At 40.9% G+C, this 23441-nt stretch carries 17 protein-coding genes; 11 read left to right on the top strand and 6 right to left on the bottom strand.

The genetic code is table 11. From position 1 onward, the window contains the following. Window positions 1-381 precede the first annotated feature (381 nt). A complete protein-coding gene (locus PSE83_RS08055; protein WP_004256173.1) occupies window positions 382-930 on the top strand; it encodes a YcbK family protein in 549 nt (182 codons plus the stop codon). Window positions 931-969: 39 nt separating this feature from the next. Continuing rightward, window positions 970-1617 carry an MBL fold metallo-hydrolase gene (locus PSE83_RS08060; RefSeq protein WP_004256171.1) on the top strand — a complete coding sequence of 216 codons (648 nt, stop codon included), beginning with the start codon at window positions 970-972 and terminating at the stop codon, window positions 1615-1617. An 84-nt stretch (window positions 1618-1701) separates the two neighbouring features. Here PSE83_RS08060 and PSE83_RS08065 read toward each other — a convergent pair whose 3' ends face one another. The 4 genes from PSE83_RS08065 to pncB form a co-directional block, all read right to left on the bottom strand. Continuing rightward, window positions 1702-2892, bottom strand: coding sequence for an amino acid aminotransferase (locus tag PSE83_RS08065; protein ID WP_004256169.1), 1191 nt, complete (start codon window positions 2890-2892; stop codon window positions 1702-1704). Window positions 2893-3303: 411 nt separating this feature from the next. Further along, on the bottom strand, window positions 3304-4395 hold the full coding sequence (locus tag PSE83_RS08070; protein WP_269204903.1) for a porin: 1092 nt from the start codon (window positions 4393-4395) through the stop codon (window positions 3304-3306). Between the two features lie 568 nt (window positions 4396-4963). After that, the gene (gene asnS / locus PSE83_RS08075) at window positions 4964-6364 is read right to left on the bottom strand and encodes an asparagine--tRNA ligase (protein WP_036957910.1); all 1401 of its coding nucleotides are present in this window, start codon (window positions 6362-6364) and stop codon (window positions 4964-4966) included. 490 nt (window positions 6365-6854) lie between these two features. Further along, window positions 6855-8069 carry a nicotinate phosphoribosyltransferase gene (gene pncB / locus PSE83_RS08080; protein ID WP_272660795.1) on the bottom strand — a complete coding sequence of 405 codons (1215 nt, stop codon included), beginning with the start codon at window positions 8067-8069 and terminating at the stop codon, window positions 6855-6857. A 544-nt stretch (window positions 8070-8613) separates the two neighbouring features. Between pncB and pepN the strand changes: the two genes are divergently transcribed. The 3 genes from pepN (at window position 8614) to PSE83_RS08095 (ending at window position 13384) form a co-directional block, all read left to right on the top strand. Continuing rightward, window positions 8614-11232, top strand: a complete 2619-nt coding sequence (pepN, locus tag PSE83_RS08085) for an aminopeptidase N (RefSeq protein ID WP_272660796.1) — start codon at window positions 8614-8616, stop codon at window positions 11230-11232. Window positions 11233-11556: 324 nt separating this feature from the next. Further along, on the top strand, window positions 11557-12567 hold the full coding sequence (pyrD, locus tag PSE83_RS08090) for a quinone-dependent dihydroorotate dehydrogenase (RefSeq protein ID WP_094960768.1): 1011 nt from the start codon (window positions 11557-11559) through the stop codon (window positions 12565-12567). A 271-nt stretch (window positions 12568-12838) separates the two neighbouring features. Then, on the top strand, window positions 12839-13384 hold the full coding sequence (locus PSE83_RS08095; protein WP_094960703.1) for a cell division protein ZapC: 546 nt from the start codon (window positions 12839-12841) through the stop codon (window positions 13382-13384). A gap of 125 nt (window positions 13385-13509) precedes the next feature. Here the strand turns inward: PSE83_RS08095 and PSE83_RS08100 are convergent, their stop codons facing one another. Beyond that, a complete protein-coding gene (locus PSE83_RS08100) occupies window positions 13510-14625 on the bottom strand; it encodes a YcbX family protein (RefSeq protein ID WP_272660797.1) in 1116 nt (371 codons plus the stop codon). A gap of 98 nt (window positions 14626-14723) precedes the next feature. Here PSE83_RS08100 and rlmKL point away from each other — a divergent pair, with 98 nt between their 5' ends. The 6 genes from rlmKL (at window position 14724) to rmf (ending at window position 22777) form a co-directional block, all read left to right on the top strand. Beyond that, a complete protein-coding gene (gene rlmKL / locus PSE83_RS08105) occupies window positions 14724-16832 on the top strand; it encodes a bifunctional 23S rRNA (guanine(2069)-N(7))-methyltransferase RlmK/23S rRNA (guanine(2445)-N(2))-methyltransferase RlmL (RefSeq protein WP_096864219.1) in 2109 nt (702 codons plus the stop codon). Between the two features lie 11 nt (window positions 16833-16843). After that, complete coding sequence (locus PSE83_RS08110; RefSeq protein WP_004256139.1) at window positions 16844-18751, top strand: ABC transporter ATP-binding protein; 1908 nt, start codon at window positions 16844-16846, stop codon at window positions 18749-18751. 30 nt (window positions 18752-18781) lie between these two features. Continuing rightward, window positions 18782-20056, top strand: coding sequence for a membrane integrity-associated transporter subunit PqiA (gene pqiA, locus PSE83_RS08115; protein WP_071585858.1), 1275 nt, complete (start codon window positions 18782-18784; stop codon window positions 20054-20056). Next, a complete protein-coding gene (pqiB, locus tag PSE83_RS08120; RefSeq protein WP_004256135.1) occupies window positions 20053-21702 on the top strand; it encodes an intermembrane transport protein PqiB in 1650 nt (549 codons plus the stop codon). Before pqiA ends, pqiB begins: the two co-directional genes overlap by 4 nt. Further along, complete coding sequence (pqiC, locus tag PSE83_RS08125; RefSeq protein ID WP_196731703.1) at window positions 21702-22256, top strand: membrane integrity-associated transporter subunit PqiC; 555 nt, start codon at window positions 21702-21704, stop codon at window positions 22254-22256. The genes pqiB and pqiC overlap by 1 nt, the downstream gene beginning before the upstream one ends. 350 nt (window positions 22257-22606) lie before the next feature. Then, window positions 22607-22777 carry a ribosome modulation factor gene (gene rmf / locus PSE83_RS08130; RefSeq protein ID WP_004256131.1) on the top strand — a complete coding sequence of 57 codons (171 nt, stop codon included), beginning with the start codon at window positions 22607-22609 and terminating at the stop codon, window positions 22775-22777. 130 nt (window positions 22778-22907) lie between these two features. On the opposite strand, the gene fabA is transcribed toward rmf, so the two are convergent. After that, the gene (fabA, locus tag PSE83_RS08135; protein WP_004256129.1) at window positions 22908-23426 is read right to left on the bottom strand and encodes a bifunctional 3-hydroxydecanoyl-ACP dehydratase/trans-2-decenoyl-ACP isomerase; all 519 of its coding nucleotides are present in this window, start codon (window positions 23424-23426) and stop codon (window positions 22908-22910) included. Between the last annotated feature and the right edge of the window lie 15 nt (window positions 23427-23441).

A 23441-nucleotide genomic window follows, 5' to 3' on the forward strand; every position in this document is an offset into this window, starting at 1 on the left:
TTTAATTTGTAAGGGGGAGTTTTCTCCCCTTAATTATTTTACGTATTAACGACCTGAACATAGTTCTTCGTAAATTTTCATTCCGTGACGTTTCCTCTATTCTCCGTTTTTATCCTGTTTATTCCATTGCTTTATAGTTATTCAGTTATGGCTATTTTACTTACTTTGATAAAGGCAGCATATTTTGTGTCTAAGATTGCATGTTTCGAGCAGTTTGAGTGACAAAACTCTATTACTGACGAAAACTGCAATAAAATTCCTGTTAAGTATGCATATCTTTACATAATTATACATTAAAGCTAAGCATGATTTGCTAGACTCAATAGGTTGCCAAAATTTTATCGATTAATACTGAAATTATTAGAGTCTGAGCTATCACCTATGGATATAATTGATCAATCCCGCAGAAAGTGGTTAGGTATTGGGGCTGCAACGATTGGCCTTAGTTTATTACCAAGCCATGTCTTTGCTGCAATGACGACCCCTCGACCACGAATTTTGCGTTTTCAAAACATTAATACAGGCGAATCGTTAAAAACCGAATTTTTTGACGGGCGGCGTTATAATAAGTCTGAACTAGCACGTTTAAATCATTTTTTCCGTGATTATCGTTGCGACAAAGTGAAAACCATTGACCCAAAATTGTTTGACCAAATCTATTTATTACAAATGATGATGGGAACAAACAAACCAGTTCAACTGATCTCTGGTTATCGTTCTTTAGAGACTAACAATAAATTACGCAGTAAAAGCTCTGGCGTAGCAAAGAAAAGCTACCACACACGCGGGCAGGCGATGGATTTCCATATTGAAGGGTTACAATTGAGTAATATCCGTAAAGCTGCGCTGAAAATGAAAGCAGGTGGTGTTGGTTATTATCCTCGAAGCAATTTTATACATATTGATACAGGGCCTGCAAGAACGTGGTAATCTGTGCATAGGTGACACAGATTATGGAGTAATTGCTCGATGAAATATACTATTATCCCAGTAACACCGTTTATGCAAAACTGCCAAGTTATTTGGGATGAAAATACGTTAGATGCAGTTGTTGTTGACCCCGGTGGAGAAGCAGAGAAGTTAATTTCTGCTATTGAAAACCTTGGGCTGAAGTTAACTAAAATTCTGTTAACGCATGGTCACTCTGATCATATCGGTGCATCGGCTACCCTCTCTAAGCACTTTTCAGTGCCTATTTATGGTCCACAAAAAGAAGACGCCTTTTGGATTGAAAACCTCGCAGAGCAAAATGCAATGTTTTATATAGGCGAATGCCCTGACTTCACACCAGATTACTGGTTAGAAGAAGGGGACAAAGTGACTTGTGGCAATATTACATTTGATGTACTGCATTGTCCTGGCCATACGCCCGGTCATATTATTTTTGTGAACCATGCTGATAAATTAATTTCCATGGGTGATGTATTATTCAAAGGTGGTGTTGGTCGTAGTGACTTCCCACGAGGTAATCATCAAGATTTAATTTCATCAATTAAAAACAAAGTATTACCGCTTGGCGATGATTATCAATTTATTCCTGGTCATGGGCCGATGTCTAATCTCGGTTTTGAGCGGAAAACAAATCCTTTCTTACAAGATGAGTTACCTGTTTGGTAATTGATTTTTAAGTGGTTAACAGTTTGACGTAAAAGGCACCTAGTCAGGTGCCTTTTGTATTAGATAGCATGTGCTATGTAATGATTACAGCACTTTAACGATGGCATCACATAATGGAACCATGTTCTCTAATGTTAAGCCTGCCACGTTAATACGGCCAGAGCTTACGGCATAGATACCAAATTCGCTACGTAGACGCTCTACCTGCTCTTTTGTTAGGCCACTGAAGGAGAACATACCGTTTTGGTTGATAATGAAGCTAAAGTCCTGTTTAGCGCCTTTTTCTTCCAATGTTTTCACTAACAGTTGGCGCATGCGTTTAATACGCTCACGCATTGCGGTTAACTCTTGGATCCACTCAGCTTTTAATACGTCATCAGAAAGGATGGTTGTTACCACTGCAGCACCGTGCGCTGGTGGGTTTGAGTAGTTGGCACGAATAACCGCTTTCGCTTGGCTAAATGCACGCTCGGCGTTATCGCTGTTTTTGGCTATGATGGTACAAGCACCGACACGCTCATTGTATAGACCGAAGTTTTTAGAGAATGAGCTCGCAACAATCATTTCAGGGTTGTTTTTGGTGAAAATACGCAGGCCTTCGGCATCTTCATCTAAGCCTTTTGCGAAACCTTGGTAAGCAAAGTCAAAAACCGGCAATAAACCTTTTTCCGCACATAATGCCGCCAGCTTTGTCCATTGCTCAGAAGTTGGGTCAATACCCGTTGGGTTATGGCAGCAACCGTGTAGAACAATCACATCGCCAGCAACAGCGGATGACAGGCTGTTAAGCATACCGTCGAAATCCATACCGTGGTTGGCTGCATCATAGTAATTGTAGGTCAGCACTTCTAAGCCAGCCGCTTCAAAAATATTTTTGTGATTAGGCCAAGTTGGGTTGCTGATCCAAACGCGTTTTGCATTAGTTTGCTTCGCAATAAAATCAGCTGCGATACGCAGGGCACCAGTACCGCCGGGTGCTTGCGCTGTACGTGCACGTTTTGAGGTGACAATTTCATGTTGTGCACCGAATAACAGTTCTTGTGTTACACGGCCGAACTCTGGCATTCCGCTAATCGCAAGATAGTTTTTGGTGTTTTCGTTATCCAGCAGGAATTTTTCTGCTTTTTTAACGGTATCAAGCACAGGGGTTTTCCCTGATTCGTCTTTATAGACGCCAATACCTAAGTTGATTTTATTATCGCGGGGATCAGCACGGAAACTATCAGCAAGACCTAAGATTGGGTCAGCAGGGGCAGAAGTAATTTTTTCAAACATGTTGTCGATTCCAAAGCTCTGTAGTGGTACCCACACAGTTCCTAAGGTATGAAGGCATAAGTGAGAATGCGGTTGGCTATCCTTGCTTGTAATCTGCCCATACCATACGAAACTCGCGGGTGTAGCTGAAAACGGGTTTAGTCGAACGAGTCGAGTTCTCAGGGTAACGTGATAAAGGCTTTTTGCCAACCGTTTTACCAAAAATCGGCGAGATCTTGTGAACTAGGTAGGAATTGCATGTAATCTAACCATAAATATCTATAAAGACGGTGAATCAGTCTGTCTTACAGATAATTTAGGTTTTTTTAGAGGGAGGTAGTTTGAGGTGGGAAGAACGAAATAAAAAAGCAGCGCCGAAGCGCTGCTTGCAAAAACATGTTACCGTTTTCTAGTTTATCAGTTAACTGATAATTAGAATTGGTAAACTAAACCTAAACCAACAACGTTGTCAGTCATCAGACCGTGGTCTTTGCTGAAGTCGTTGTCTTTTAACAAGTTGATTTTGTAATCAACAACTGCAGACATGTTTTTGTTGAAGTAGTAGTAAGAACCTACAGAGATATATTTAACGATATCACCGTCACCGCCAGCAATTTGCTTACCTTTAGATTGGTTATAACCTAAAGATGGTTTCAGACCGAAGTCGAACAGGTACTGAGCCACTAACTCAACGTTTTCAGTTTTGTTAGCGATTTCGTTAGCGCTACCGAAGTAAGTAGTGTTCAGCGTTTGGCCGTACATAGCTGCTAAGTAAACATTGTTAGCGTCGAATTTAGCACCAACGTTCCATGCTTGAGCTTTGTCACCACCAGCTGTAGATGCTGGAGCTTTTTGTTGTTCTGTACGTGCAGAACTTGAGTAACCACCGCCCAGTGATACGCCCCAACCTAAGTCATAAGCAGCTGACAGACCGAAGCCGTCACCGTTATTTTTGTTGTATGGAACTTTATCACCAGATTTGTTGTCTTCGGTGTTTTTGCCTTGATATTGCAGAGCGAAGCTCAGGCCATCAACATAACCGAAAGCATTGTTGTTACGGTAAGTTAACAGGTTACGGTTACGGCTAGTCATGAATACATCAGACTGTGCCATAGTGTCGCCACCCCATAAAGGCATAACGTCGGTCCATGCGTTCGTGTCATAGATAACACCGTAGTTACGGCCGTAGTCGATTGAACCGAAATCAGCAAATTTCAGACCCGCGTATGCTAAACGGTTTTTGTTGTCGTTGTTGTTTTCAGTTTTGTTAGTCTTAGTTTCCCACTCGAAACGACCAAAACCAGTTAACTGATCAGTGATTTGAGTATCACCTTTAACACCTAAACGAACACGTGAATCGTCGCCATCTTCGCCGCTTTCAGCGTTTGCAAAGTAGTGACGAACGTCAACTTTACCGTAAACGTCTAATTTGTTGCCGTCTTTGTTGTATACTTCAGCTGCGTTTGCTGCACCAGCAGCTAACAGAGCTGGGATAACCATTGCAAGAATATTGCGTTTCATCATTATTATTACCCTCATTGGTGTTATTCGGACACCTGCCACTGCCAAAAATAATTCGCAAAAAATAATTGGAACTATTTGTGAGAGATTAGTGTCGTCTATGTCGGCGACCAGTGTTCCATTGCTAAATAAAATTATCTACCCTCAAAGTGCTACAAAATCAAAGATTCTGAAACAAATGGTAACTAGATGTTTCAAAATGTAAAAAATAGAGCAATAAATAACCACTCATCGTACCAGTTTAAAAAATATTACAAAAATTAGGGAACTTTTTCAAAAGGTAAATTGAGTTTTTTTTGAGCAGTTTAGCGAATGCAAAGCGGTTATTTATCACTAGTAAAAAGAGAATAGTGAGATTAAAAAGCAGATTATTCTTAGTGGTAGCAGATTGCTGGCTGTTTGCGGAGAATAATAAGGTGATAACGTAAAAATTGTGATCTGGTTATCATGTGGCTGTAATTTGATGTAACAAGATGAGATAGTTGTATAGTGAAAGCATATTAGGACTGAAAAGTAACGGGCCAACATTAGTTGGCCCGTATATTAAGGTGTTAACATAGAAAAGCAGTTATTAGAACGCTGCATTTCTTGGGGTACGTGGGAATGGAATCACTTCACGTACGTTACCCACACCAGTGACGTAAGCCACTAAACGTTCAAAACCAAGGCCGAAACCTGAGTGAGGAACGGTGCCATAACGGCGCAGATCACGGTACCACCAGTAATCTTCTTTATTCATACCCATTTCTTCAAGACGGGCATCTAACATATCAAGACGTTCTTCACGTTGTGAGCCACCGATGATTTCGCCAATACCCGGTGCTAATACATCCATCGCAGCAACAGTTTTTCCATCTTCATTGAGGCGCATATAGAAAGCTTTGATGTCTTTCGGGTAGTTTTTCACAACCACAGGGGCTTTAAAGTGTTGCTCAGCAAGGTAACGCTCGTGCTCAGACGACATATCGACACCCCAATAAACTGGGTTTTCGAATTTTTGACCACAAGTTTCTAGGATTTTAATGGCATCCGTGTAATCAACTTGTGCAAAGTCTGAGTTAACAAAGCTTTCTAAGCGGTTGATAACGTCTTTATCAACACGTTGTGCAAAGAATTCTAAGTCATCACGGCGTTCTTCAAGAGCGGCTTTGAAGGCGAATTTCAGCATTTTTTCTGCAAGGCCTGCGACATCATCTAAAGAAGCAAATGCCACTTCAGGTTCGACCATCCAGAATTCAGCTAAGTGACGGCTAGTATTTGAGTTTTCAGCACGGAAGGTTGGGCCGAAAGTGTAAACTTTGCTAATCGCTGTTGCATAGGCTTCACCGTTCAGTTGGCCTGAAACGGTTAAGAAAGCTTCGCGACCAAAGAAATCTTCGCTGAAATCGACTTCACCTTTGTCATCACGTGGCAGGTTATTATAATCCAATGTAGAAACACGGAACATTTCCCCCGCGCCTTCGGTGTCTGAGGCTGTGATCACTGGAGTGGAAACCCAGAAGTAGCCTTGCTCATCAAAGAAACGGTGGATAGCTTGCGCTAAAGTGTGACGCACACGTGCAACGGCACCAATTAAGTTAGTACGTGGGCGCAAGTGTGCGGCTTCACGTAAAAACTCAACACTATGACGCTTCGCTGCCATTGGGTAGGTGTCAGGATCTTCAACCCAACCAACAACTTTTACAGCAGTGGCTTCAAGCTCAAATGATTGACCTTGGCCTGGGGATTCTTTTACGGTACCCGTAACTTCAACCGAACAACCCGTTGTTAGGTGCAGGACTTCGTCATTATAATTAGGTAAATTATTATTAATGATAGCCTGTAACGGATTAAAGCAAGAACCGTCATAAACGGCGAGGAAAGAAAAACCAGCATTTGAATCTCTCCTTGTACGTACCCAGCCTTGAACGGTGACTTCTGTGCCTACCGCCACTCGGCCTTGCAGTACGTCGACTACAGGCGCTACTATCATATAATTCACTCTCTTCATATTTAACGATATCTACTTCGACTATCTCAATCCGTCATACTTCGAGCCGTAGATGCGTTGGCTTCACAAACCGACCCTAGTCACATACTTATGTATGCTCCTAGGGCTCACTTTGTTTGCCGCCTTCCTACAACTCGAATTATTTAGGATGTAATTCAAATTGTTTTAAATCCATTCGACCGCTTATATCTATGAATATTATTCAAAAAATGTCATCGGTTTATGGCGATTAAAATAGTTAAAGTAGGGATATTAACGAAATCCCATTTTTCAGGGGCCAAAGCTCTATGTTACTTGCCATTTATTAGGAAACAAGTAAAAAATCGCGATAAAACATTTCTGTTGAAGCGAAGCGTGGTTATTGAGCTTAAAAGCTATAGTAATAGTAAGTGAATAAAAGAAAAAGGGGGTTTTGAAGCTCTGGGCAAGAAAAGTGCAAATTCTTACTCAGAGCTAGGGAAAAGCGACTTAATTAGCTGGCTTTTTCCATTTTAGGTAGGTCGAACGCTTTTCTGAGTTGATTGACGAACTCATCATCTTCACAAATGGTTTTTCCTGGGCTATCTGAGAGCTTAGCGACAGGCTTACCATTGCACTCTACCAATTTGATCACAATATTTAGCGGTGTAACATTGGGAATATTGCAGGTTAGACGAGTGCCGATACCAAAAACAAGGTTAATCCGTTGGTGGAAATAACGATATAATTCAAGTGCTTTTTGTAAGTCTAAGCTGTCAGAGAACACCAGTGTTTTGCTCATAGGGTCGATACCCAATTTTTGGTAATGAGCAATGGCTTTTTCGCCCCATTCGATCGGGTCCCCTGAATCATGACGCAACCCTTGGTAGCGGTTAGCAAAGTTAGCATCAAAATCACGTAAAAAGGCATCCATGGTGATACAGTCAGTTAATGCGACACCTAAGTGATTAGGGTATTCATCTAGCCAGCTCTGCAATGCCTCGCGTTGGCTATTTGCCAATTCAGGGCTGATTTGCTGGTGGGCTTGGAACCACTCATGGGCTTGTGTGCCAACAGGGGCTAGGCCTAACTCGTGAGCAAGTTTGTAATTGCTAGTCCCCACAAGGTAAGGAAATTCTTGTTTAAGCATCGAAACAATGGCGGATTGCACATCGTAGGAAAAACGGCGGCGTGTCCCGAAGTCCATTAGCTTAAAATTAGACAAGTCGAGTTGGTGCTCATCAGCTTGTTGATAAAAAACATTTAACAGCTTTTTAAGTTGCTGAACAGCATCACTCGGATGAATGTTTGGGTGCCTATCTTTTTGGATGATTTCACTGACCAATGCAAGGAGTGGTACCTCCCACATGATCACTTCACGCCAAGGCCCACTAATGCGAATAGCCAATTGGCCTTCGTCGGTGGTACTGACAACGACTTGTTCAGGGTTAAAGCGGAATGATTTTAACCACGTAAGATAGTCTTCTTGGAAGAAAGGTAAGCGGCGGAGAAAATTCAGTTCATTATCAGAAAGTGATAAGTTAGCCATCAACTGAATTTGTTGCCTGATTTCATTGGCGTAAGCACCTAAGATCTCACTGCTACGACAGCGGAACTCAGCGACAACCGGTACCTGGTGGTAACGGTGGAAAACGGCCTGCTGCATATGAAGCTTGTAAGCATCGGTATCAAGCAGTGATGTAATAATTGGTGTAGCGTCTAAATTCATGGCACGCAGACATCCTCGCGGAGCTTATCTTTACCACTAATGCTATTCATTTTTACTCTTGTTTCCCTTGAAACCTGTTTGATTTTTCAAAAATTCACAATGAGATAAAAGCAGCAATAGTCGTTAGCTAAATCGTTAAAGTTGCAAAAGTATACCCACTTTAGCAAAAGATAGAAGTGTTATTCTACCACTTGGTTTCAAGGAGCACGGCAACCTAAATTCGCGCATTGCCTTTTTGTATTACTATAAAATCAAATAAATACGTTTTATTCGTATTATGTTCCATAGAAATAGACAAAAAGCATTAATCACGAAAAGATACTAACACGCTATAAAATATTTAATAGTACTATAGCACCAACAAACAAACGAATTTTTAACAAAGTTAAGCAGGGTGTGACATACAAAGCTAACATTGCCATAAAAATAGATAACATTTTTTGATGAAAATGTTTCTCAAATCCATTCACATTATTGTGGCTTATAGTATTGTATAAGTAATAAAGCAGTACGATATTGAATATAACGAATTAAAAGGTTACTTATGACCCAGCTAAGACAAGCGAAATATCGTCAGGATTATCAAGCACCTGATTACACAATTACAGAAGTTGACCTCGATTTTAATCTTGACCCAGTGAAGACAGTCGTTACCGCAATAAGCAAGGTAAAACGCCTTAACTCTCAGTCATCAACACTTGAACTCAATGGCGAAGATTTATCACTAGTCAGTATTGAAGTCGATGGCAAAGCGTGGAAAAACTATAAAGAATCTGAAGGTAAATTGATTATTGAATCATTACCTGAATCTTTTACACTGCGGATTGTGAATGAAATTAGCCCTGAAAAAAATACAGCGTTAGAAGGGCTATATGTTTCAGGTGAGGCGTTATGCACACAATGTGAAGCGGAAGGTTTCCGCCATATTACCTATTACCAAGACCGACCAGATGTGCTGGCTCGCTATACCACCACAATTACAGCGGATAAATCACGTTATCCTTATTTATTATCAAATGGTAACCGTATCGCAGAAGGTGAGTTAGAAGACGGCCGCCATTGGGTGAAATGGGAAGACCCATTCCCAAAACCAAGTTATTTATTTGCCTTAGTTGCAGGCGATTTTGACGTTTTAAAAGACATATTTGTCACTCGTAGTGGCCGTGAAGTTGCGTTAGAACTCTTTGTTGATAAAGGTAATTTAGACCGTGCCCCTTGGGCAATGCAGTCCCTGAAAAATGCCATGAAATGGGATGAAGAACGCTTTGGTTTAGAATATGACCTTGATATCTATATGATTGTTGCCGTTGATTTCTTCAACATGGGAGCAATGGAAAATAAAGGTTTGAATGTCTTTAACTCTAAATATGTTTTAGCTAAAAGTGAGACAGCGACGGATAAAGACTATCTGAATATCGAATCTGTGATTGGTCACGAATACTTCCATAACTGGACAGGTAACCGTATCACTTGCCGTGACTGGTTCCAATTGAGCTTAAAAGAAGGGTTAACTGTTTTCCGCGATCAAGAATTTAGCTCTGATTTAGGCTCTCGCTCTGTTAACCGTATCAACAATGTTAAAGTGATGCGTTCAGCCCAGTTTGCTGAAGATGCAAGCCCAATGGCGCATCCAATCCGTCCTGACAAAGTCATTGAAATGAACAATTTCTATACTTTAACAGTGTATGAAAAAGGGTCTGAAGTCATTCGCATGATCCATACGCTGCTCGGTGAGGAAATGTTCCAAGCGGGAATACAACTTTATGTTCATCGCCATGATGGCAGTGCGGCAACCTGTGACGATTTTGTGCAGGCGATGGAAGATGCGTCAAATGTTGATTTATCACTATTTCGTCGTTGGTATAGCCAATCAGGGACGCCAGTTTTAACTGTGCGTGATGAATATTCACCAGAAAAACAGCAATATACGCTACATGTTAGCCAAATGACGCCACCTACAGCGGATCAAGCTGAAAAGCTGCCATTACATATCCCATTGGATATTGAGCTCTATGATGAGCAAGGTGGAATTATTACGCTAAAACGTGATGGTAGTGTGGTAAATTCAGTGCTAAACATTACGCAAGAAACTCAAACGTTTGTTTTTGATGAGGTGACAAGTCGCCCAGTTCCCTCCTTATTGCGTGAGTTTTCAGCCCCTGTAAAATTAGATTACAACTACACAGATGAGCAATTAGCTTTCTTGATGCAGCATGCAAGCAATGAATTTGCTCGTTGGGATGCTGCTCAGCAACTCATTAATAATTATGTAAAAATTAACGTGGCTCACTATCAAAATGGTGAGACTTTAGTTTTACCTGAGCCAGTAGTTGATGCTTTTCGCGGTGTATTATTAAGTGATTCGATTGATCCTGCGTTAGTCGCCTTGATCTTAACGTTGCCTTCTGAAAATGAGCTTGCAGAATTATTTACGGTTATTGACCCGGTAGCGATCCACGAAGTGGTGAATTTTATCCATCATCATTTAGCAGTAGAAATGCATGATGAGCTTCTCACTGTTTATCGCTCCATTAATATTGATGGCTATCGTGTTGATCACCAAGATATTGCTAAACGTTCATTGCGTAATATTTGCCTGCAATATTTAGCGGCGGGTGATGATAGCGAACTGGCGAACAATTTAGTGCTGGAACAATACCAATCTGCCGATAACATGACGGATTCGCTGGCCGCATTGACCGCAGCAAATGAATCACAGTTACCTTGTAAAGAACAGTTAATGGCAGACTTTGATGAGCGTTGGCACCATGACGGGTTAGTCATGGATAAGTGGTTTACATTGCAAGGGGCGAACCCTGCAAAAGAAGCGCTTGCCAATGTACGTGCATTATTGAATCACCGTTCATTTAGCATGAGTAACCCTAACCGTGTTCGCTCACTCGTCGGTGCTTTCACAGCAGGGAATCCCGTTAATTTCCATGCGAAAGATAGCAGTGGTTACCAATTCCTGTATGAAATTTTAGTCGATCTGAATACACGTAACCCGCAAGTGGCTTCGAGGCTGATCGAGCCGTTGATCCGTTTAAAACGTTATGATGAACAGCGCCAAGCACAGATGCGCAAAGTGCTTGAGCAATTGAAAGCGCTCGATAACCTTTCTGGTGATCTATTTGAAAAAATTACCAAAGCGTTAGAAAGCTGATTTATATATAGCTAACCAATTATTGGTTTTAATAAGCCGCTAAAATTTAATTTAGCGGCTTATTTGTTTATGACAATAATGGAATATTAAATGAGAGATAACTGTCATAAAGTGGTTGTTTTCCCCCAAAAAACCAGGCAAATGAATTTTTATTGATTTTTTCATGGTAAAAGCGCGGTGAGATAGGGTAATCTATAGCGCGTTTTATCCGACGAAAAATAGTTCGCACAGTGAAAACTCGGCAATCAGTCTTTGGCGAGGGTTTTGGCGCGCGACATAATGTCTATTTTATTGAAACGCACTAGTAAAAATAGGTTATTGGATATGTTATATCATCTTGCCCGCAAGGCACTGTTCCAGCTCGACCCTGAAAAAGCTCATGAATTGACTTTTCGCCAGCTTCAACGTTTGAACCATTCCCCTTTCCAATGTCTTATTCGCCAATCTGTTGCCACTAAACCCGTTCAATGCATGGGGCTTTCCTTTAAAAACCCACTAGGGCTCGCCGCGGGTTTAGATAAAGATGGTGAATGTATTGATGCATTTGGTGCAATGGGTTTTGGGTTTATAGAAATTGGTACGGTAACTCCTCGTCCACAGTCTGGTAATGACAAACCGCGGTTATTTCGACTTGTAGAAGCAGAAGGTTTAATTAACCGGATGGGTTTTAATAATAAAGGTGTCGATAACCTTGTTGAGAATGTTAAAAAATCGAATTACGGCGGGGTCATTGGTATCAATATTGGTAAAAATAAAGATACACCTGTTGAACAAGGTAAAGATGACTATTTAATTTGCATGGATAAGGTCTATGCTCATGCAGGTTATATTGCTATTAATATTTCCTCACCAAATACGCCAGGCTTGCGTACATTACAATATGGCGAAGCACTAGATGATTTATTAAGTAGCATAAAAGCAAAACAACTGGAATTACAATTACAGCACCAAAAATATGTACCTGTCGCTGTAAAGGTTGCGCCTGATTTATCTGAAGAGGAACTTATCCAAGTTTCAGATAGCCTAGTTAGGCATAATATTGATGGCGTTATTGCAACGAATACCACGCTAGATCGTTCTTTGGTTCAAGGGATAAATCATTGTAATGAGGCTGGTGGGTTAAGTGGCCGTCCTGTGCAATTAAAAAGTACACAAGTTATTAAGATTATTTCACGTGAGTTAAATGGAAAGCTGCCAATAATTGGAGTAGGTGGAATTGATTCCCTTACCGCGGCGCGTGAAAAAATGGAAGCGGGTGCCTCTTTAATTCAAATTTATTCTGGTTTTATTTATCATGGGCCAAAATTAATTAAAGATATTGTTAATCATATCTAGTAATAAATTGTAAATTTACGTATCAAGGGGGTTTATTTATTCCCCCTTTTAAACTATATTGCTAATAGTGGCTATTTTTGTATCAAGTTGAACTCAATTTTCAGTAGATTTGCTATTTAGATAACAATATTATTCAGTTATTTCTAACGCATCTTCTTATTTAGCAGATCCAATTTTTAGCATATAAAAATAGCCTTAGAGTAAATTTAGAAAGGATCATTATAGAGATCATTTCTACTTTATTTACCGGTAAATCGCTAAAGGATCGTTTATGAATATTAAACCTGATGATCATTGGCGTTGGTATTTTGATCATGACCATAATAGGGTGATGTTAGATCTCGCCAACGGCATGATATTTCGTTCATGTTTTCCTGCTAAGATGCTAACGGTTTTTGCTCGTAATGAGATGCCTTTTAGTATCGAAGATGCAGGTGAATATTATTTATTTGATGAGCAGGCTAAAAGGCTAAATATTACTCAAGAAGAAAGAGCTGAATTAGTCTTAAATAGTTTAGTTGCTTTTCGTTTTTTAAAGCCACAGATGCCAAAGAGTTGGTACTTTTCTTCATTTCACTATATTAATGAGCCTAAGCAGGGGCAAATAATTCAAGTGTGTTTAGAAAATACGAACCATTATTCCACATTTATTATTGCTGAGGCTGGTTCTTCTGCGAGTTTATGTTTATTAGCGGAACCAATTTTAGAATTACCCGATCGAACTTTACGATTTTGCGATCCAATTAAGATCATGAACGATCGCATGCTTGAATATTCATCTAAAGTGAAACGTCAATTATACGGTAATGCTATTTAAATGATCGCTAGAGATCAAAAAAGAATAGTGAAACAAAAAGTTTTTTTGCTAATTAATCTAGTTTTGAGCGTTTAACACCATCGTAGAATTGAAACCTTGATGGTGTTAAAAAGCAAAATCAACGCTTAATTAAAAGCTAATTTAACGGATGTTTTCGGGATACAACTACAGGCGAGTATATAACCGTTTTCTTTAATGGCGCTTTGTTTTAACGGGGTGACTTCCCCTGAAATAAGTTTAATTTTACAGCGACCACAGATACCAGCTCGACATGAATAAGGGATAGTTAAACCATTGGATTCTAATTGCTCCAGGATCACATTTTGGTTATCACCAGTATATTCTGTTTCTTCAAAAACTAAACTGACCTTATTGGCTTGAGTATTTAAACTATTAGCTGCTAGGTCACTTTCCCGCTCTTGAACTAAATACTGTTTTGCTGGTTTAGTTTCTAATACCGTCAGAGTATCGCCAACACGAATAACACCGGTATTTTTAATAATCACATTTTGGCCAAAATCGACATCCCTTGTTTCATCTGAACGGAAGGTTTGTAATGTCGCAAGTGGCTCACTGTGGGGATGTTTGATCCCTTTCTCTGGGCTAACAGTAGTTAAAATGCATCGGCTACATGGCCTATCTAATGTAAAGATGACATCACCAATTTGAATGGTTTTCCATGTATCTTCTTCAAAAGGCTTGGCGCCTGTAATAATTAAGTTGCCACGAAACTGTTCTAATTTAATACTGGCAGGGCAACGGCGTTGCAGTTCTTGGACAGAAGCTTCGTTGATCAGTAAGAAAGGGTAGCCGTCAGCAAAAGACATCGGCACATCTTGGTGTTCTTTGACGCGACGAGAAAGCTGCGGGCTTAGCCAGCGTAGTTGTACCGGTTCGTCAAAAAAGGTACTTAACCAGCTATTTATCGCTTCAGGTGCAATAAGTGCATGAAAATGATTGCCCCAAACTTCAGTAGGGCTCTGCTTCTCATCAAAGTCCTGATATAATACCGTCGCACTTTCGCCATTTGGTGCTCGCAAGTGAAGACCATTATTGAGCATTACCGGTGTAAAAAGTAACATTTGTGGATATTTTCTCGCCGTAATAAATTTACCTTCCAGCGTGGTTACCATAAAATTACGATCAAAAGTCAAACCGCTAATATCAGCGAAGGCGTGGGATAAACGAACTCCTCGCATAGATTTAACTGGGTGTGTGTAAAGGCGCGAAAGCGTTATCATTTTTTAATCCTTATAATTGTGCGTAGCAACTTTATGACAACTGCATAAGATTAGCTATAATGCGCAACAATTTTTCATCCAAATTGGTAATAAATACTATGAATTCTCTGTTTGCCAGCACAGCTCGCGGCCTTGAAGAACTACTGAAAACGGAATTAGAATCGCTTGGCGCTAGCCAATGCAAAGTGGCCCAAGGGGGTGTCTATTTTCAGGCCGACGAACGTGTGATGTACCAAAGCCTACTGTGGAGTCGGCTGGCATCGCGTATTTTATTGCCACTGAATGATTTTGACGTCTACAGTGACTTAGATTTGTACCTCGGTGTACAAGCAATCGACTGGAGTGAGATTTTCTCCGTCAATGATACCTTTGTTGTTCATTTTACAGGGACTAACGAAGAAATTCGCAACAGCCAATACGGTGCATTGAAAGTGAAAGATGCTATCGTAGACAGCTTCGTACGCAAGCTAGACCAACGTCCTGATGTCGCTCGCCAGCAAGCGGATATCCGCATCAACGTCTACCTTAATAAAGAAAAAGCCAGTGTAGCACTCGATTTAAGTGGTGATTCATTACATATTCGTGGCTACCGTGATTTGGCAGGTCAAGCACCCTTAAAAGAGACGCTGGCGGCAGCAATTATCAACCGTTCAGGTTGGCAGCAAGGAACACCCTTGGTCGACCCAATGTGCGGTTCAGGAACCTTGTTAATTGAAGCCGCAATGATGGCAACAGATAAAGCCCCCGGGTTACACCGTACGCATTGGGGCTTTTATGCATGGTCGAAATTTAACGCGGAACTTTGGCGTGAACTAACCACGGAAGCGCAAGTGCGTTTCCGCCAAGGTTTGAAAGAAACGACATCGCGTTTTTATGGTTTTGATATCGATAAGCGCGTACTGGAAATGGCTCGTGCGAATGCGCGCCGTGCAGGGTTACAAGATTTAATCACCTTTAAGCAAGGTGATGCCGCTGCATTGGAAAACCCAGTTAAGGCCGATGCGTTAGGCACTATTATTAGCAATCCCCCTTATGGGGAGCGTTTAGAAAGTGAGCCTGCTTTAATTGCGCTACATAGCCAGTTAGGGCGGATCGTGAAGGCACGCTTCCCTGGTTGGCGTTTATCGATTTTTAGTGCTTCTCCTGAGTTACTCAGCTGTTTGCAACTGCGTTCAGAGCGTGAATTTAAAGCTAAGAATGGTCCTTTAGATTGTGTCCAGAAAAACTACCAGCTAGCGGCTACGCCATCAGAAACGATAGCGGAAATTTCACCTGATTTTGCAAATCGTTTACGTAAAAATATCAAGAAATTAAGTAAATGGGCAAAACAACAAGGCATTGATAGTTACCGTGTTTATGATGCTGATTTACCTGAATACAATGTTGCGGTTGATATTTATGGCGATAAAGTGGTGATCCAAGAATACGCGCCACCGAAAACCGTTGATGAACGCAAAGCTCGTCAACGCCTATTTGATGTGATCACTGCAACAATGAATGTATTAGAACTGACATCGAATCAGCTAGTGTTAAAAACGCGCCAGCGCCAAAAAGGCAAGCAGCAGTATGAGAAATTAGCGCAAAAAGACGATTTCTTTTTAGTGCAAGAATACAATGCGAAAATGTTGGTGAATTTGACGGACTATCTGGATACAGGGTTATTTCTTGACCATCGTATTGCCCGTAAAATGTTAGGCCAGATGAGTAAAGATGCCGATTTCTTAAACTTGTTCTGTTACACCGGCACTGCCACTGTGCATGCAGGGCTTGGCGGCGCGAAAAGCACCACTTCCGTCGATATGTCACGCACTTATCTTGAGTGGGCTGAGAAAAACCTACAAGCGAATGGGCTAACAGGTCGCCAACATCGTTTAATTCAAGCGGATTGCTTGAGTTGGCTGGCGAATAGCCGGGAACAATTTGATTTGATCTTTATTGATCCCCCAACATTTTCAAATTCAAAACGCATGGATGGTACGTTTGACGTACAACGAGATCATATCCAATTGATTACCCACCTAAAGCGGTTATTACGTCGTGGTGGAACCGTAATGTTTTCTAATAACAAACGCGGTTTTAAAATGGATCTTGAAGCAATTAAAGAATTAGGATTACAAGCACAAGAAATCACAGCGAAAACACTGTCAGAAGATTTTGCTCGTAACCGCCAAATACATAACTGCTGGCTAATTAGCCACGCAGAGTAAGGATAGAATCAATGGCTTTAATTAATTTGTCGGGTGCATACCTTTCGTTTAGTGATGCCCCATTACTGGATAATACCGAAATTCATATCGAAGATAACGAACGTGTATGTTTGGTTGGCCGCAATGGTGCGGGTAAATCAACGTTAATGCGTGTGTTAACGAAAGAACAGCCGTTAGATGATGGCCAATTGGTTTATGAGCAAGATTTAGTTGTTGCACGCTTGCAGCAAGACCCACCGCGTAATATTGAAGGCACTATTTTTGATTTTGTGGCTGAAGGTGTTGCAGAACAGGCTCAGTACCTCAAAGATTATCACCATGTTGCAAAAGAGGTCGAAACCGACCCGAGTGAAAAGAATCTAAATAAATTAGCTGAATTACAAGAGGTGTTAGATAATCGTAATTTATGGTTGCTGGACTCTCGTATCAGTGATGTGCTGAAAAAACTCGGTTTACCTGCGGATGCAGAACTGTCTTCACTATCAGGCGGTTGGCTTCGTAAAGCCGCTTTGGGCCGTGCGTTAGTGAGTAACCCAAGAGTACTATTTTTAGATGAGCCAACCAACCACTTAGATATAGAAACAATTCTTTGGCTGGAAAACTTCCTAAAAGATTTCCAAGGCAGCATCGTATTTATCTCCCATGACCGTTCGTTTATCCGTAATATGGCAACACGTATTATTGATTTAGACCGTGGGCAGCTGTCTTCTTGGCCGGGTAATTATGATGACTACTTGGTGAATAAAGAAGAAGCATTGCGTGTTGAAGAGATGCAAAATGCAGAATTCGACCGTAAATTAGCCCAAGAAGAGACGTGGATCCGCCAAGGTATTAAAGCGCGACGTACTCGTAACGAAGGTCGTGTTCGTGCGCTGAAAGCGCTACGCGTAGAGCGTTCAGAGCGTCGTGAAGTGATGGGCACAGCGAAAATGCAAGTGGGTGAAGCAGCCCGTTCTGGCAAAATTGTGTTCGAAATGGAAAATGTGAATTACCAGATTGATAATAAAGTACTGGTAAAAGATTTTTCAGCTCAAGTATTACGTGGCGATAAAATCGCGCTAGTTGGGCCAAACGGTTGTGGTAAAACAACATTATTGCGCTTAATGCTAGGAGATTTACAAGCAGATAGCGGACGAGTTCATTGTGGGACTAAGTTGGAAGTTGCTTATTTCGACCAGCACCGTGCGGCATTGGACCCAGATAAAACCGTGATGGATAACTTGGCGGAAGGCAAACAAGAAGTCATGGTCAATGGCAAGCCACGCCATGTTTTAGGCTACTTACAAGACTTTATGTTTCCACCAAAACGTGCGATGACCCCTGTTAGGGCGCTTTCTGGTGGTGAGCGTAACCGCTTGTTGCTTGCGCGTTTATTCCTAAAACCAAGTAACTTATTGATCCTCGATGAACCGACTAACGATCTTGATGTCGAAACCTTAGAGTTACTCGAAGAGCTAGTTGATGGTTACCAAGGAACGGTTTTATTGGTTAGCCATGACCGAGAGTTTGTTGATAACAGTGTGACAGAATGCTGGATCTTCGAAGGTAATGGGGTTATTAAGCGTTTTGCGGGCGGATATTACGATGCTCAGCAGCAAAAAGCACAAACAGTGAGTTTGAAAGCAGAACAAACGGGTAAAGTGACTGCCCAAGATAAACAGACGAAACCGAAAGAAACGGTAAAACGGTCAAATAAGCTCAGTTATAATTTATTACGTGAATTGGAACAATTGCCAGCAAAATTGGAACAACTTGAAAGTGAAATTGAAACATTGCAAACTCAAGTTGGTGATGCCGATTTTTTCAATCAACCACATGATGTAACAGAAAAAACGCTGAGTCAGCTAGCTGCAAAAGAAGCTGAACTAGAGCAAGCATTTGACCGTTGGCAAGAGCTAGAATTGCTGAAAAACGGCTAATTACGTTTTAATTAAAGGAGCAAATACACTTTGTGCAACCATGCGTCTCATGAACATGTGCTTTGTCCTCAGTGTGACATGTTGGTTGCAGTTCCTGAGTTGGAACAAGGGAGCAAGGCAACGTGTCCACGCTGCGAAACCACATTGGTCTCAAAGTGGCGATATCCGTATAAGCAGCCGGCAGCATATGCATTCAGTGCATTAATTATGCTGTTTGTTGCCTGCTTGTTCCCTTTTGTTAAGATGGGCGCCGCAGGGATTGAAAATGAAATTTCACTATTCCAAATCATTGAAATTATAGCAACCACGCGTTATAGCGGTCTGGCACTATTTTTTCTATTCTTTTCATTGATTATTCCTGCATTTTGTATGGTCACCATTATCCTTTTAGGGTTGCAAGTTCATATTCCTAAAGGTATTAAAGTGGTGATCACCCGTATACTGTTCCAAATGAAAGCGTGGTGTATGGCTGAGATCTTTCTAGCGGGGGTCTTAGTCAGTTTTGTTAAATTGATAGCTTACGGCGATATTGGCATCGGGTTAAGCTTTTTACCTTATTGCGCGTACTGCATGCTGCAAGTAAGGGCTTTTCAATGCTTAGATCGTCACTGGCTATGGAACCGAATTGAAGCGGCTCCGAAATTAGATAAGCCGTTAATCGTGGGCCAGACGGGTATTAAACAAGATGTACGTTTATGTCTTGTGTGTACGGCGATTTTACCTGCCGAACAATCAAAATGCCCACGTTGTCACTCCCATGGTAGTGTACGGAAAAACCAAAGTTTACAATGGACTTTGGCACTTTTAGTGACATCAATTATGTTGTATATCCCTGCTAACGTACTACCAATGATGACCACAAATACGTTGGGAACCGCATTAAACTCGACCATTATTGACGGAGTCATTTTGTTGTGGGAAGACGGGTCATACCCTGTTGCCATGGTGATTTTTGTGGCCAGTATCATGGTGCCTACATTGAAAATGATAGGAATTGCATGGCTTTGCCTAGATTCCAAGGGGTACGGTAATCGTGACCCACATCGTATGCATTTTATTTATGAGTTGGTGGAATATGTTGGTCGTTGGTCAATGATAGATGTATTTGTTATCACTATTTTAGCCTCTTTGGTTCAAATGGGGCAGTTGATGAATATTGTCCCTGCTATGGGGATTATTTTCTTTGGTGTGGTTGTTATTCTCACAATGTTTGCAGCGATGACCTTTGACCCTAGATTAACTTGGGATCGCTGTGAAAGAAAAAATGCAGTAAATACTGTTGAACAAGAAGGAGTCATCGGGTGACTGAAAAAGAAACACCGCAGGCCAATGCCAAAATTAGCAAGCTAAAAAGTTGGTCGCCTGTATGGGTGATCCCAATAGTGACGCTCTTGCTTGGTGCTTGGGTTTTATTTTACCACTTTAGCAACCAAGGCCCTGAAGTGACATTAATCACTTACAATGCTGAAGGAATAGAAGCGGGTAAAACGAAAATTAAAAGTCGCAGCGTTGATATTGGCGTTGTAGAAAGCGTGACACTTGATGACAACTTTAGTCGAGTGATTATTAAAGCGCGCTTGAATAATGAAATGAAAGAATTGTTGCGTACCGATTCCGCGTTTTGGATTGTAAAACCGACAATTGGGCGTGATGGCGTCACTGGGCTTGGCACATTACTTTCAGGTGCTTACATTGAGCTTCAACCGGGGTTAGCGGCAAAAGAACATTTCGAGTTCACCTTATTGGATACTCCGCCTCTTGCATCACCAGATGCTAAGGGAATTCGTGTTGTATTGGTGAGCGATAAGGCAGGGCAACTAAACCCAGGTGACCCAGTTTTATTCCGTGGTTACCGAGTTGGTTCTGTTGAAACTAGTGACTTTGATATGGACAAGCGTGATATGCGCTACCAATTATTTATCAATGCGCCTTATGACAAATTGATTAGTTCAAATGTACGTTTCTGGAAAGACAGCGGCATTGCTTTTGATATGTCATCCCAAGGAGTTCACGTTGAAATGGGCTCAATAGCCACATTACTGACCGGTGGTGTGAGTTTTGATGTTCCAACAGGGTGGGTTCCAGGTGCAAATGTGAAGGAAAATACTGAATTCCAACTGTTTGATAACCAAAGTAGTATTCAAAATTCCTTGTATACGCAGTATCAAGATTTTGTTTTGTTTTTCTCAGACTCAGTGCGAGGCCTGCAACCCGGAGCGCCAGTAGAGTTCCGTGGTATTCGTTTAGGTACCGTTGCACAAGTGCCTTTTTATACGGAAGGTTTAGACCAATCACTGGATAATGACTTTAGAATTCCGGTTTTGATTCACATTGAGCCAGAGCGTTTCTCTAAAGATGTCGGTAAGAATTTTAATTTGAAAAATGAATTAAATTTAGCCTTGAAAGATGGCTTAAGGGCATCATTAAAATCAGGAAACTTGCTAACTGGCGCATTATTTGTTGATTTGGATTTTGTGCAAAATGCAGAGCCTTATAAAGGCCCAACTGTAGTTGCTGGCTATAAAATTATCCCGACAACCAGTGCAGGGTTAGCGCAAATTCAACAAAAAGTCATTGCAGTGTTGGATAAAATTAACAATATGCCAATTGAACCAATGCTTAATCAAACCACACAAACATTGGCAGAAGGGCAGAAAGTTGTTAAAGAAGCTAATGCCATGTTGGCACAGCTCAACAAAGTGATGGCGAGTAAAGAGTTCCAAAATTTACCTCATGACTTGCAAAAAACACTGCAAGAAATGAACCGTGCAATGCAAGGTTTCCAACCTGGTTCACCAGCCTATAATAAAATGGTGGATAACATGCAGCGTTTAGACCAAGTATTGAGAGAAGTTCAGCCACTTTTACGTACTTTAAATAATAAGAGTAACGCATTAGTTTTTGAAGCTGAGCCAACGAAGGATGTTGAGCCTAAAGGAGTGAAAAAATAATGAGATATTTATTATCGATATTTGTTTTATTGTTGGCGGCTTGTAGTAGTACTCCTGAGAAAAAGTACTATCAATTGCCAATGAAAACTCCTCAGACACAATCTGCAGAGGTGATGGATAAAGGCCAAGTATGGTTACAGCGCATCATGTTATCGGATGTATTGACGTCAAATGGTATTACTTACCAAACGACAGATGTCAGTTATACCAATGCGAGTACACACTTATGGGCTAGCCCATTAGAACAACAGCTTGGGCAGTCGATGGTGAGAGAATTATCTGAGGCATTACCTGAAAAACTAGTTTCTTTGCAGCCATTACAAAACTCGCCGGATACGCTCGATATCACTTTAACGGCCTTTAATGGGCGGTATGACGGTAAAGTATTAGTTCAAGGCTTTTGGACTTACTCTCATAATAACAACGTGATCCGCCGTAATTTTGATGTGCAATTAGATCAAAATGAAGATGGTTACCCGGAGTTGGTCCGTACGTTATCGATGGGCTGGCAGCAAGTGGCAGAGAGTATTGCGAAAGAGATAGGTAAATACTAGTTATTACCTAAGTATTTTATATTAAATGCACCTTTAATATATATGGTTTATATATTTTAGGTGCATTATTATTTTTATTAAATATAGATATCTTTTTAATTTATATATTAGTGAATGATAAATTCTTTTGTTCTCTAATATGATGATAAATAAAAGGATATTTTTATTTATGATTAAAATCAATAGATTATATTAATTGCCACATACAAGTCACATTTATGCTATTTATGACAAATATATGAAAATCTTTACTTGATTTTTTTATCAACGGGCGCTATTTCTATAGTGTACCTATTAAAAAATAGTAGGTGCTGTTTTCTTTTCCATTTAAATGATGAGGGAAGTAAGGCATGAAAAGACAGAAGCGAGACCGTTTAGAAAGAGCTTTATCAAGAGGTTATCAAGCAGGTTTAGCAGGGCGCTCTAAAGAACTATGCCCATATCAAGCAGTAGATGCTCGGTCGCATTGGCTAGGTGGTTGGCGAAAGGCGATGGAGGATCGAACCATAGCGGTAGTGTAACCCCCACATTCTTTTAATCTTTTAGGTTAAATAGCCTGTACTCGTTTATTTGAGTATTTTCGGGTTTTTAAGTTAAAGATATCAATCAATTTAAGAACCTCCGCCATTGCGGAGGTTTGCATTTCAAAGCTTAGAATGCGCTCGTGTCTTTAAAAAGACCCACTTTTAAGTCTGTTGCAGTATAAATTAATTTACCATCAACTAAGACTTCACCGTCTGCTAACCCCATGATCAGCTTACGGTTGATCACGCGTTTAAAGCTGATGCGGTAAGTGACTTTCTTCGCAGTAGGGAGGACTTGGCCTGTAAATTTAACTTCGCCAACGCCTAAAGCACGTCCTTTTCCTTCACCGCCAAGCCAGCCAAGATAGAAGCCAACTAACTGCCACATTGCATCTAGGCCTAAACAGCCAGGCATGACAGGGTCGTTTGTAAAGTGGCAGCCAAAGAACCAAAGGTCTGGATTAATATCCAGTTCAGCTTCCACATAACCTTTATTAAATGTGCCACCATCTTCAGTCATACTGACGATGCGATCCATCATCAACATGTTTCCTGATGGCAGTGGAGGACCATTTTCTCCAAATAATTCGCCTTTACCAGAAGCAATTAAATCATCTTTTGTGTAGGATCCGCGTTTATCAACCATGTTCTTAAGATAGCC

The organism is Providencia sp. PROV150 (assembly GCF_028481025.1).
Classification (GTDB): domain Bacteria; phylum Pseudomonadota; class Gammaproteobacteria; order Enterobacterales; family Enterobacteriaceae; genus Providencia; species Providencia hangzhouensis.